Origin of the sequence: Facklamia sp. P9177 (genome assembly GCF_050409585.1) — a bacterium.
In the GTDB taxonomy this organism is placed as follows: Bacteria; Bacillota; Bacilli; order Lactobacillales; family Aerococcaceae; genus Facklamia.
The window spans coordinates 89,658-101,134 of the sequence record NZ_JBNUPE010000005.1; the positions used below are offsets into that span (position 1 = coordinate 89,658).

21 protein-coding genes are annotated in these 11,477 nt (G+C 37.7%); all 21 read left to right on the top strand.

Annotation, left to right across the window (positions count from 1 at the left end):
* Nucleotides 1-21 precede the first annotated feature (21 nt).
* The 21 genes from rplN to ACQV18_RS04260 all read left to right on the top strand — a co-directional run bounded on the left by rplN (nucleotide 22) and on the right by ACQV18_RS04260 (nucleotide 11,417).
* Nucleotides 22-390: a 50S ribosomal protein L14 gene (gene rplN, locus ACQV18_RS04160; protein ID WP_090289509.1), complete on the top strand. Its 369-nt coding sequence runs from the start codon at nucleotides 22-24 to the stop codon at nucleotides 388-390.
* A gap of 26 nt (nucleotides 391-416) precedes the next feature.
* Nucleotides 417-722 (top strand): 50S ribosomal protein L24, encoded by a 306-nt coding sequence (rplX, locus tag ACQV18_RS04165; protein WP_428873248.1) that lies wholly within the window; start codon nucleotides 417-419, stop codon nucleotides 720-722.
* Nucleotides 723-742: 20 nt separating this feature from the next.
* Entirely contained in the window at nucleotides 743-1,285 is a 543-nt protein-coding gene (gene rplE / locus ACQV18_RS04170) for a 50S ribosomal protein L5 (RefSeq protein WP_428873250.1), read from the top strand.
* Nucleotides 1,286-1,299: 14 nt separating this feature from the next.
* A complete protein-coding gene (locus tag ACQV18_RS04175) occupies nucleotides 1,300-1,485 on the top strand; it encodes a type Z 30S ribosomal protein S14 (RefSeq protein WP_428873252.1) in 186 nt (61 codons plus the stop codon).
* Between the two features lie 34 nt (nucleotides 1,486-1,519).
* The gene (gene rpsH / locus ACQV18_RS04180; protein ID WP_428873254.1) at nucleotides 1,520-1,918 is read left to right on the top strand and encodes a 30S ribosomal protein S8; all 399 of its coding nucleotides are present in this window, start codon (nucleotides 1,520-1,522) and stop codon (nucleotides 1,916-1,918) included.
* A gap of 31 nt (nucleotides 1,919-1,949) precedes the next feature.
* Complete coding sequence (gene rplF / locus ACQV18_RS04185) at nucleotides 1,950-2,486, top strand: 50S ribosomal protein L6 (RefSeq protein WP_428875090.1); 537 nt, start codon at nucleotides 1,950-1,952, stop codon at nucleotides 2,484-2,486.
* Nucleotides 2,487-2,537: 51 nt separating this feature from the next.
* On the top strand, nucleotides 2,538-2,894 hold the full coding sequence (gene rplR / locus ACQV18_RS04190) for a 50S ribosomal protein L18 (RefSeq protein ID WP_428873258.1): 357 nt from the start codon (nucleotides 2,538-2,540) through the stop codon (nucleotides 2,892-2,894).
* A 20-nt stretch (nucleotides 2,895-2,914) separates the two neighbouring features.
* The gene (gene rpsE / locus ACQV18_RS04195) at nucleotides 2,915-3,418 is read left to right on the top strand and encodes a 30S ribosomal protein S5 (RefSeq protein ID WP_428873259.1); all 504 of its coding nucleotides are present in this window, start codon (nucleotides 2,915-2,917) and stop codon (nucleotides 3,416-3,418) included.
* Between the two features lie 11 nt (nucleotides 3,419-3,429).
* Nucleotides 3,430-3,609 (top strand): 50S ribosomal protein L30, encoded by a 180-nt coding sequence (gene rpmD / locus ACQV18_RS04200; RefSeq protein ID WP_428873260.1) that lies wholly within the window; start codon nucleotides 3,430-3,432, stop codon nucleotides 3,607-3,609.
* A 31-nt stretch (nucleotides 3,610-3,640) separates the two neighbouring features.
* A complete protein-coding gene (gene rplO / locus ACQV18_RS04205; RefSeq protein ID WP_428873262.1) occupies nucleotides 3,641-4,081 on the top strand; it encodes a 50S ribosomal protein L15 in 441 nt (146 codons plus the stop codon).
* Nucleotides 4,081-5,373, top strand: a complete 1,293-nt coding sequence (secY, locus tag ACQV18_RS04210) for a preprotein translocase subunit SecY (RefSeq protein ID WP_428873264.1) — start codon at nucleotides 4,081-4,083, stop codon at nucleotides 5,371-5,373. Before rplO ends, secY begins: the two co-directional genes overlap by 1 nt.
* Before the next feature lie 35 nt (nucleotides 5,374-5,408).
* Nucleotides 5,409-6,062, top strand: coding sequence for an adenylate kinase (locus tag ACQV18_RS04215; protein WP_428873266.1), 654 nt, complete (start codon nucleotides 5,409-5,411; stop codon nucleotides 6,060-6,062).
* Nucleotides 6,063-6,087: 25 nt separating this feature from the next.
* The gene (infA, locus tag ACQV18_RS04220; protein WP_090289497.1) at nucleotides 6,088-6,306 is read left to right on the top strand and encodes a translation initiation factor IF-1; all 219 of its coding nucleotides are present in this window, start codon (nucleotides 6,088-6,090) and stop codon (nucleotides 6,304-6,306) included.
* Nucleotides 6,307-6,329: 23 nt separating this feature from the next.
* Entirely contained in the window at nucleotides 6,330-6,443 is a 114-nt protein-coding gene (gene rpmJ, locus ACQV18_RS04225) for a 50S ribosomal protein L36 (RefSeq protein WP_006908512.1), read from the top strand.
* Between the two features lie 22 nt (nucleotides 6,444-6,465).
* On the top strand, nucleotides 6,466-6,819 hold the full coding sequence (rpsM, locus tag ACQV18_RS04230; RefSeq protein ID WP_428873267.1) for a 30S ribosomal protein S13: 354 nt from the start codon (nucleotides 6,466-6,468) through the stop codon (nucleotides 6,817-6,819).
* A 25-nt stretch (nucleotides 6,820-6,844) separates the two neighbouring features.
* Nucleotides 6,845-7,237, top strand: coding sequence for a 30S ribosomal protein S11 (gene rpsK, locus ACQV18_RS04235; RefSeq protein WP_090289495.1), 393 nt, complete (start codon nucleotides 6,845-6,847; stop codon nucleotides 7,235-7,237).
* 73 nt (nucleotides 7,238-7,310) lie between these two features.
* Nucleotides 7,311-8,255, top strand: a complete 945-nt coding sequence (locus ACQV18_RS04240) for a DNA-directed RNA polymerase subunit alpha (protein WP_428873268.1) — start codon at nucleotides 7,311-7,313, stop codon at nucleotides 8,253-8,255.
* 23 nt (nucleotides 8,256-8,278) lie between these two features.
* Nucleotides 8,279-8,659 carry a 50S ribosomal protein L17 gene (gene rplQ / locus ACQV18_RS04245; RefSeq protein ID WP_258436808.1) on the top strand — a complete coding sequence of 127 codons (381 nt, stop codon included), beginning with the start codon at nucleotides 8,279-8,281 and terminating at the stop codon, nucleotides 8,657-8,659.
* Nucleotides 8,660-8,906: 247 nt separating this feature from the next.
* Nucleotides 8,907-9,746 carry an energy-coupling factor ABC transporter ATP-binding protein gene (locus ACQV18_RS04250; protein WP_428873269.1) on the top strand — a complete coding sequence of 280 codons (840 nt, stop codon included), beginning with the start codon at nucleotides 8,907-8,909 and terminating at the stop codon, nucleotides 9,744-9,746.
* Nucleotides 9,716-10,621 carry an energy-coupling factor ABC transporter ATP-binding protein gene (locus ACQV18_RS04255; RefSeq protein ID WP_428873270.1) on the top strand — a complete coding sequence of 302 codons (906 nt, stop codon included), beginning with the start codon at nucleotides 9,716-9,718 and terminating at the stop codon, nucleotides 10,619-10,621. Before ACQV18_RS04250 ends, ACQV18_RS04255 begins: the two co-directional genes overlap by 31 nt.
* Complete coding sequence (locus ACQV18_RS04260; RefSeq protein ID WP_428873272.1) at nucleotides 10,614-11,417, top strand: energy-coupling factor transporter transmembrane component T family protein; 804 nt, start codon at nucleotides 10,614-10,616, stop codon at nucleotides 11,415-11,417. Before ACQV18_RS04255 ends, ACQV18_RS04260 begins: the two co-directional genes overlap by 8 nt.
* Nucleotides 11,418-11,477: the final 60 nt, after the last annotated feature.

The window sequence follows — 11,477 nt, forward strand, 5'->3', positions numbered from 1 at the left end:
AATCGGAAGGAGGATAACGAAATGATTCAACAGGAAAGTCGATTAAAAGTTGCTGATAATTCAGGAGCTCGTGAAGTGTTGACAATTAAAGTGTTAGGCGGATCAGGGCGCAAAACAGCTAATATAGGCGACGTCATCGTTGCAACGGTTAAACACGCAACGCCAGGTGGAGTTGTCAAAAAAGGTGATGTTGTTAAAGCGGTAATCGTTCGAACTAAATCAGGAGCTCGCCGTAAGGATGGTTCTTATATTAAGTTTGACGAAAATGCATGTGTAATTATTCGAGACGATAAGAGCCCACGTGGGACACGTATCTTTGGACCAGTTGCACGTGAATTGCGTGATAACAACTTCATGAAGATTGTTTCATTAGCTCCAGAAGTTCTGTAATTTTAAGAAAAAGGAGGAAACAGTTCATGCGTATTAAAACAGGAGATAAAGTCCTTGTGATTTCTGGTAAAGATAAAGGGAAACAAGGTACGGTTATTAAAAGTATTCCAAGTGAAGATAGAGTTGTTGTAGAAGGAATTAACATTGCGAAGAAACATCGTAAGCCAAGTCAAACACAAACTGGTGGAATTGAAGAATTCCCAGCAGCGATTCATGTATCAAATGTTCAATTAGTGGATCCAGAAACTGGCGAAGCAAGTCGTGTAGGTTACCGCTTTGAAGATGGCAAAAAAGTTCGTTTTGCTAAAAAATCAGATAAAACTATCAATTAATTAGAAGGGAGGAACTTTAAATGACAAATCGTTTAAAAGAAAAATATCTTAATGAAGTTGCCCCAAAATTGGTAGAGCAATTTAATTATTCTTCAATTATGCAAGTCCCAAAAGTTGAGAAAATCGTAGTCAACATGGGTGTGGGTGACGCAACTGGAAATGCTAAAAACTTAGAAAAAGCAGTGGATGAATTAACTTTACTTTCTGGGCAAAAACCAATCATTACTAAAGCTAAGAAATCAATCGCTGGTTTCCGTTTACGTGAAGGCATGCCAATTGGTGCAAAAGTAACTTTACGTGGCGAAAGAATGTATGATTTCTTAGATAAATTAATCTCGGTCGCACTACCACGAGTAAGAGACTTCCAAGGGATTTCAAGCCGTGCATTCGACGGTCGTGGTAACTACACACTAGGTGTTAAAGAACAATTAATCTTCCCGGAAATTAGTTACGATAATGTAGATAAAGTACGTGGAATGGACATTGTTGTTGTAACTACTGCAAACACTGATGAAGAATCACATGCCCTTCTAAAAGAATTAGGCATGCCATTCAAGAAATAAAGGAGGCATTATCTTTGGCTAAAACATCAATGAGAATTAAAAACCAACGCAAACCAAAGTTCAAGGTTCAAGAGTATTCTCGCTGCGAACGTTGTGGTCGTCCGCACTCTGTGTACCGTAAGTTCAAGCTTTGCCGTATTTGCTTCCGCGAACTTGCTTATAAAGGACAAATTCCAGGCGTTAAAAAAGCAAGCTGGTAAGAAATATATAATTAATCAAAGGAGGTAAATCCACATGGCAATGACAGATCCAATTGCAGATTTTCTAACAAGAATTCGTAATGCAAACAGTGTAGGACATAAAATAGTATCTGCACCTTCTTCAAATGCTAAAGTTGCGATTGCTGAAATCTTAAAAAGAGAAGGTTTCATCAAAAACTTTGAAATCACTGAAGATAACAAACAAAATGAAATCACTATCTTCTTGAAGTATGGCCGTAATGATGAAAAGGTTATTACTGGTATCAAGCGTATTTCTAAACCAGGATTACGTATTTATGCTAAGTCAGAAGATATTCCTAAAGTACTAAATGGTTTAGGGATTGCAATTATCTCAACATCAAATGGTGTGATAACAGATAAAGAAGCTCGTCAACAAGGTATTGGTGGCGAAGTGTTAGCTTATATTTGGTAAAACTTATAAAATTAAAGGAGGTGCAGCCCCTGTGAGTCGTATAGGAAATAATCCCGTAACAATTCCAGCTGGCGTAACCGTTTCAATGGATGGTCATACAGTGACTGTCAAAGGACCAAAAGGTGAATTAACTAGAGAAGTTAGTCCAAACATCAAGATTGAAATTAATGAATCAGAGATTACATTTAGCCGTCCAAACGATTCAAAAGTAAATCGCTCATTACATGGAACAACCCGTTCTTTAATTAATAATATGGTTGTTGGTGTTTCTGAAGGCTTTAAAAAAGAACTTCAATTAATTGGTGTTGGATATCGTGCTCAATTACAAGGTACTAAGTTAGTTCTAAACGTAGGTCTTTCACACCCGGTTGAGTTTGAAGCTTCAGAAGGTGTATCATTTGAAGTTCCTTCAAACACACAAATCATTGTTAACGGTTATAATAAAGAAAAAGTTGGCGAATTAGCAGCTAATATTCGTGGCATTCGACCACCTGAACCATATAAAGGCAAAGGAATTCGTTATGTTGATGAATATGTTATTCGCAAAGAAGGTAAAACTGGTAAATAATCGAATTATTTATCAAATTAAATTCAAAATTAAATTAAAGAGGTGACCATTGTGATTACTAAACCAGATAAAAATAAGTCGCGTAAAAAACGCCATAATCGTATTCGTAATAAGATTTCTGGTACTGCTGAGTGCCCACGCTTAAACGTATTTCGTTCAAATACAAACATCTACGCTCAATTAATTGATGACGTAGCGGGTGTGACGCTAGCAAGTGCCTCTAGTAAAGATGAGTCAGTAGCTAAGGCAAGTAAAACAGAACAAGCTTCTGCTGTTGGAAAATTAATTGCTGAACGCGCTGCTGAAAAAGGAATTAAAGTCGTAGTATTTGACCGTGGCGGATATATCTATCACGGACGTGTTAAAGCCTTAGCTGAAGCTGCACGTGAAAATGGACTCGAATTTTAAGAAAAGGAGGAAACCGATCGATGGTTAATATTAAACCAGAAAATTTAGGTGAAATTGAAGAACGTGTAGTAGCGATTAACCGAGTAACTAAAGTTGTAAAAGGTGGACGTCGTTTACGTTTCTCAGCACTTGTAGTTGTTGGAGATAAAGAAGGACACGTTGGTTTTGGAACCGGTAAAGCTCAAGAAGTTCCAGAAGCAATTCGTAAGGCAATCGAAGCGGCTAAGAAAAACCTAGTAACTGTCCCAATGGCAGGAACAACGATTCCTCATGAAGTTATCGGTGAATTCTGTGGTGGACGCGTTCTGCTTAAACCAGCACAAGCCGGTTCTGGAGTGGCTGCAGGAGGGCCTGTTCGTGCCGTTATGGAATTAGCAGGTGTTGCTGATGTAACTTCTAAATCATTAGGTTCTAATACACCTATTAATATGATTCGCGCGACTGTTGAAGCTTTGAAGCAACTAAAAGTGGTTGAAGAAGTGGCTCAATTGCGTGGTAAAACAGTAGAAGAATTATTAAGTTAGGAGGAAAGTCCATGGCAAACTTAGAAATCACTTTAAAACGTAGCCTAATTGGTCGTAAAAAGAATCATGTAGCTACTGCCAAAGCTTTAGGGTTAACAAAAACTTATAAAACCGTTATAAAACCTGATAATGAAGCTATTCGTGGAATGCTCCAAACAATTAGTCACTTAGTAGAAGTAAAAGAAGCTTAAATCTAGTATACTAGTATAAGGAGGTGCCAATATGAAATTACACACATTAAAACCCGCTGAAGGTGCGCGCAAGGAACGTAACCGTGTAGGTCGTGGACAAGGTTCAGGTAACGGTAAATTAGCTGGTCGTGGACAAGGCGGACATAAACAGCGTTCAGGTGGCGGTGTACGGTTAGGATTTGAAGGAGGACAACAACCTCTATTCAGACGTTTACCAAAACGTGGTTTCACTAATGTTAATCGTAAAGACTATGCAATTGTTAATCTTGAGACATTAAATATGTTCGACGAGGGAACCGTTGTATCACCGGCTTTATTGATTGAATCAGGTGTTATTAAAAAAGAATTATCAGGAGTAAAAATCTTAGGTGAGGGTAACTTAGAGAAAAAATTGACTGTTCAAGCTAGCAAGTTCTCTAAAACTGCAGAGGAAGCTATTACTGCAGCTGGCGGTTCAATCGAGGTGATCTAATGTTCACATTTATTAAGAATGCTTTTAGTTCGCGAGATGTTAGAAGAAGAATTCTTTTCACCTTGTTTATTTTAGCAATCTTTAGATTAGGATCGCATATCCCTATGCCAGGAGTAAATGCGAAAGTTTTAGATTCAATAGCAAGTAATGGTCTTTTGGGGCTCTTAAACACATTTGGTGGAGGAGCCTTAGGCCGGTATTCACTGTTTGCTATGGGAGTCTCGCCTTATATTACAGCTTCCATTATTGTTCAACTCTTACAAATGGATATTATTCCAAAGTTTACTGAATGGGCCAAGCAAGGTGAAGTGGGACGACGTAAATTAAACCAGTGGACGATATACTTAGCCATAGTCATAGGCTATATCCAATCAGCTGGTCTTTCATATGGTTTAAACCGTATGTCCGGTTTAGGTTTAATTAAGAATCCACAACCTTCCACCTATTTAACAATTGCTCTTGTCTTAACAGCGGGCAGCATGTTACTCGTTTGGTTAGGTGAACAAATTACACGTAAGGGTGTCGGTAATGGGATTTCTATTTTAATTATGTCAGGTATTCTAGCACAAATTCCACAGGAAGTTGTCGCTTTTGTGAATACGATGATCATTGGAGCTGGCGACAAATTGGGAATCAATATTCTAATTGGTTTAGGAGTTGTTCTAGCTCTTATTGTTATGACAACCATTGTCGTCATAATGGAAAGGGCTCAGCGTCGCATCCCGATCCACCACTCCAAAAAAGTATCTGGCGCTAGACATATGGCGCATTTGCCGCTAAAAATTAACTCTGCTGGAGTTATTCCAGTCATCTTTGCGACATCATTTTTAACTACGCCTCAAACGATTATCGGTTTAATTAATCCAAATCCTGAGGGTGGCGTGATGGAATTACTTAGCAAAGTATTAAACATTCAGCATCCGTATGGTGCGGTATTCTATACAATTCTTTTAATCGCATTCACCTTCTTCTATTCATTAATTCAAGTGAATCCAGAAAAGGTAGCTGAAAACTTACAGAAACAAGCTGCATATATTCCGAGTGTACGGCCAGGAAAAGATACTGAAGATTACATTACTCGTTTAATTAATCGCTTGAGTGGTGTAGGTTCAATTTACTTAACAGTGATTGCACTATTACCAATTGTCGTGAGCTTCATTTGGAAAGTTCCCGCTAATATTGCTTTGTCAGGTACAAGTTTGCTAATTGTAGTTGGAGTAGCGATTGAAACAGCTAAGCAAATTGAAGGTCGTATGATTAAACGTCGGTATCAAGGTTTCTTGAATTTATAATTGCGTAATAGACAAATATAAAGGATGATTAATTAATGAATATATTATTAATGGGTTTACCTGGGGCTGGTAAAGGAACTCAGAGTGAACAAATTACTCGAGACTATCCGGTTGTCCATATTGCTACTGGCGATATATTCAGGCAAGCGATTAAAGATGAGACGCCACTAGGACTAGAGGCGAAATCATATACCGACAATGGTAATCTCGTTCCAGATGAAATTACTAACGGACTTGTTAAAGAACGTTTAAATCAAAGCGACGTAAAAGAAAATGGCTTTATGTTGGATGGCTATCCAAGAACTTTACAACAAGCCCGCGCTTTAAGTGACAACCTTGAAAGCCTCGATTCTAAAATCGATGCCGTTATTTACATTGATGTGGCTCCTGAAGTTCTAAAAGAACGCTTAAGTGGAAGAATTATCTGTGGATCTTGTGGAGCAAGTTACCATAAGATTTATAATCCACCAAAAGTAGAGAACACATGTGATTCATGTGGCGCTCATGACTTCTATCAACGTGAAGATGATAAACCTGAAAAAGTTGCTCATCGTATTAATCTCCAAATGGAATCGATTCAACCAATTCTAGCTTATTACGAAGAACTTGGATTGTTGCACCGAGTGAGTGGAGAAAATTCTATCGATCAAGTTTATAGCAAGATTCAAGAAGTGTTAAGTAAATTATAAAACTTCGTCCATAGGAGGTAAGTGAATGGCAAAAGATGATGTAATTGAAGTAGAAGGTATTATTATGGAAACTCTACCGAACGCTATGTTCAAGGTAGAACTTGAGAATGGTCATGAAATATTAGCACACGTCTCTGGTAAAATCCGTATGAATTATATCCGTATTCTACCTGGAGATAAAGTCACTGTTGAATTATCCCCTTATGACCTTTCTCGTGGCCGCATTACCTATCGCTTTAAGTAGTCTACGAAATAAGGAGGAGTATAATGAAAGTTAGAGCATCAGTAAAACCAATTTGTGAAAAATGCAAAGTTATTCGCCGTAAAGGAAAAGTTATGGTGATTTGTCAAAATCCAAAACACAAACAACGTCAAGGATAATAATTAAGAAGGAGGAAATTGCATGGCTCGTATTGCAGGAGTAGATATTCCCCGCGAAAAACGTGTGGTTATTTCTTTAACGTATATCTTCGGTATCGGCAACTCAACTGCTAAGAAAATCTTAGAAGAGGCAAATGTTTCTGAAGATACACGTGTAAAAGATTTAACGAACGACGAATTGGATCGTATCCGTGAAATCATTGATAAGATTCGTGTTGAAGGAGACTTACGTCGTGAGGTCAGCATGAACATCAAACGTCTTCAAGATATTGGTTCATTAAGAGGTATCCGTCATCGTCGTAACTTACCTGTACGTGGACAAAACACTAAAAATAATGCACGTACTCGTAAAGGTCCTAAGAAACCAATTAGATAGAACTTAACAAAGGAGGTTAAAATTCATGGCAAAACAACAAGCACGTAGAGGTCGTCGTCGTGTTAAAAAGAATATTGAAAAAGGAATTGCTCATATTCGTTCAACCTTTAACAATACGATTGTTATGATCACTGATGTGAATGGAAATGCTGTTTCATGGTCATCAGCTGGATCACTTGGATTCCGTGGTTCGAAGAAAGCAACTCCATTTGCAGCGCAAATGGCATCTGAGGTTGCAGCTAAAGGAGCAATGGATCATGGCATGAAGACAGTCGAAGTAACTGTTAAAGGTCCAGGTTCAGGTCGTGAGTCTGCAATCCGTTCATTACAAGCAACTGGATTAGATGTTACAGCTATTCGTGATGTTACACCAATTCCACACAACGGATGCCGTCCACCAAAACGTCGCCGTGTATAATGATAATTGTGTAGAATCCGTTTAGAAACGAAATTATCATCGCGACAAACGTTTTGAAAGGGGCAAATAATCGATGATCGAAATTGAAAAACCAGATATTAGAACGATTGAAATCAGTGACGATGCTAAGTATGGTAAAATTGTCGTTGAGCCACTTGAACGTGGTTATGGAACAACCCTTGGAAATTCATTACGTAGAATTTTGTTATCTTCATTACCAGGATCAGCGATTACAAGTGTTCAAATTGAAGGCGTAGTTCATGAATTTGCTACAATAAAAGGCGTGGTTGAAGACGTTCCAACCATCATTTTGCATTTAAAAGAAGTAGCTTTCAATACACATACAGAAGAAGATAAGGTGATCGAATTAAATGTTGCAGGTCCTAAAACAGTAACAGCAGCAGATATTATTCATGATAATGAAATCGAAATCCTAAACCCTGACTTGTATATTTGTACCTTAGCAGAAGGTGCTCAATTGAATATGCAAATGAATGTGTCAAATGGTCGTGGATTTGTTCGAAGTGAACATAATAAGCGAGAAGATACACCAATTGGTGTATTGCCGATTGATTCGATCTACACTCCAATCAAAAAAGTAAACTATCAAGTTGAAAATACTCGGATTGGACAGCGAAATATTTATGATAAGCTTACATTGGATATATGGACCGATGGGTCAATAAGTCCAGAAAAAGCTCTAAGTTTAGCTGCAAAAATTTTAACTGAACATTTAAATATCTTTGTAGATTTGAATGATGAAGCACGTAATACTGAAATTATGGTAGAAAAAGAAGAAGCAGAAAAAGAAAAAGTTCTTGTCATGACGATAGAAGAACTTGATCTGTCTGTTCGATCTTATAATTGTCTAAAGCGTGCCGGAATAAATACAATTCAAGAGCTAACTAATAAATCCGAAGCTGAAATGATGAAGGTTCGTAACCTCGGCCGTAAGTCATTAGATGAAGTGAAAAATAAATTAGCTGGTTTAGAATTAAGCTTACGTGAAGAAGACTAGTAGAGAGTAAAGGAGGAAACTGAATGTCATATCGTAAATTAGGTCGTACGAGTTCACAACGTAAGGCTTTACTACGTGATTTAACGACAGATGTGATTATCAACGAGCGTATCGAAACAACTGAAGCCCGCGCTAAAGAAGTTCGTAAGACAGTTGATAAAATGATCACTCTGGGTAAAAAAGGTGATTTAGCTTCTCGTCGTCGTGCAGCAGCATTTTTACGCAATGAAATTGCAGATGCTCGTATCGAAGGTGATGAGGTAGTGGTTGAGACTGTATTAAATCGTGTGTTTGATACTTATGCTGAGCGTTACGCTGAACGTAATGGTGGATACACACGTATCCTTAAGAAAGGTCCTCGTCGTGGCGACGGTGCACCGATGGTTATCTTAGAGCTAGTTTAAGATAACGCTATTTCTTAAGTTGACTAATTCACTTTGATGATGGAGAGTGTTATGATTTCAAGAGATAATCGAGGAGTCTAGCTCTATAGCAACCAATATAATTGGTGGATTGGGATTAGCCGAATTTCTAATCTCAATCCTGCTATCATCTTCAAGTGTTTTTTTTATACATAAAACTTGTATTAATAGTTAAGGAAAGCAAACGACTTTAACTATTAATATAAGAATATCTTTTAAGGAGACAATAATGAAAGAAGAAATTATCCGAATCGATTCAGTTTCTTTTCAGTATCCTGGTGCCGAGAAAGACGCTATTAAGGATATCTCTTTAAGTATCAATAAAGGGGAATGGGTAGCGCTCATTGGTCCGAATGGATCGGGCAAGTCTACTCTTTCAAAGACGATTAATGGTCTTCTAGTGCCTTACGAAGGAGAAATATACGTTAAAGGCATGAAGTTACAAGAAGAGACTGTTTGGGATATTCGTCGATCAGTTGGTATGGTCTTTCAAAACCCTGATAACCAATTCGTCGGTGCGACTGTTGAAGATGACGTGGCCTTCGGTCTTGAAAATAACGGGGTCAATCGTGAAGAAATGAAAGTTCGCGTAAAAGAAGCTGTTCAACAAGTCCGAATGCTTGATTTCTTAAAAAAAGAGCCAGCAAGACTTTCAGGTGGGCAAAAACAAAGAATTGCCATTGCTGGAGTTGTTGCTTTACGTCCAGACATTATCATCATGGATGAATCAACGGCTATGTTGGATCCTTTAGGACGCAAAGAAGTGGTCGAAGTCGTTCGAGAAATCAAAGAAAAGTATGGATTGACGGTCATTTCCATTACTCATGATATTGATGAAGCCAGTCTAGCTGATCAAATCATCGTTTTAAAAGAAGGAAAAGTAATTTATAAAGATATTCCTGCTAACATTTTTTCTATGGGTACATCCCTAATTGAAATGGGTTTAGATCTTCCTTTTGCTGAGAAATTACGTTTGCAACTAAAAGAAAAGGGAATGGATGTCCCAGACTACTACTTAACAGAGGAGGAAATGGCAGAATGGCTATCTCAATCGTATTTGAACAAGTAGATTTCACTTATTCGCCAGGAACCCCCTTTGAAGTTCCTGTACTTAAAGGGATTGATTTAGAAATCCCACAAGGAAAAGTCACAGCTATTATAGGTCATACAGGATCAGGTAAATCTACCCTTATCCAACACCTAAACGTCTTATTAAAACCAACTAGGGGCAAATTGATTATTGACGGTCGGGTGATCACATCCGAATCAAAAGATAAAAACCTTAAAGCACTAAGAAAAAAAATAGGTGTAGTTTTTCAATTTCCCGAAAGTCAACTCTTTGAAGAAACAGTGTTAAAAGATGTTATGTTCGGTCCACAAAATTTTGGTGTTTCTAAAGAAGAAGCCGAGCGAATTGCCCGTGATATGCTAAGTTTAGTGGGAATCGATGAAGAACTTTTTGAGCGGTCACCATTTGATTTAAGTGGAGGTCAAATGCGGAGAGTTGCTATCGCCGGTGTACTGGCATTGCAACCAGAAGTTTTAATTTTAGATGAGCCAACGGCTGGTCTGGATCCACTGGGACAAATCACCATGCTGGAAATGTTTATGCAATTGCAAAAGGACTATCATCTTTCTCTCGTATTAGTTACTCATCAGATGGATGATGTGGCCAAGTATGCCGATAATGTGGTGGTTTTGGAAAATGGCCAGATTGTTAAGCAAGGAACTCCTTCAGAAGTATTCTCTGATCCCGAATGGTTGAGAGAAAAGCAATTAGGTTTACCACAGACTTTAGCGTTTATTGATTTATTAGATGATAAAATTCCTGAAGATCTCATGAAAAAAATTAAGCAATCTCCTCTAACAGTAGAACAACTAGCAGAGATTCTAATTGACATTAATCATCAACAAAATGATTGGGAGGCTAGCGCTAATGAATGATAAGATATTAATCGGCCGCTATATTCAAATTGATTCATGGATTCATGCGCTCGATCCTCGCACTAAATTGATTGCTACTTTCTATTTTATTTTACTTGTTTTTTTTGCAAATAATGTAGTAGGATATGGAACTTTATTTCTAGTATTGTTAATAGGCATCAAATTGAGTCGGTTGAAGCTTAGTTTTTTCTTTAAGGGATTAAAGCCTATGCTATGGATTATTCTTTTTACGGTCATTTTTCAGATATTGTTTACAACAGGAGGACAGGTTTATTTTAATTGGGGACCCATTTCGATTACATCGCTAGGATTATTAGGCGGCTTTTATATCTTTATGCGTTTGTTCTTAATTATTATGATGTCAACCATTTTAACTTTAACAACTGCTCCGCTTGAGTTAACTGATGGTATTGAACATCTGTTGCGTCCTTTAACACATTTTGGATTTCCATCGCATGAAGTAGCCTTAATGTTGTCAATTGCCTTACGTTATGTACCGACACTTTTAGATGAGGCTCAAACTATAATGAATGCTCAACGTTCAAGAGGAGTGGATTTTGATGAAGGGTCTATGATGGAACGGATGAAAGCAATTGTTCCTATACTTGTTCCACTATTTGTTTCCGCTTTTAATCGAGCAGAGGAACTAGCTACGGCCATGGAATCACGTGGGTATCATGGTGCTGAGGGGCGAACAAAGTACCGTTACTTAGATTATGATCGCAACGACGTGATTGTTTTAATTGTCATGATTTTAATCACCGTAATCATTCTAACTATTCGATTTTATATTTAATTTAAAACTACAATCTTATTGCACCCTAAACCTAGTGTTTAGGGATTTTTAATAGTTTAA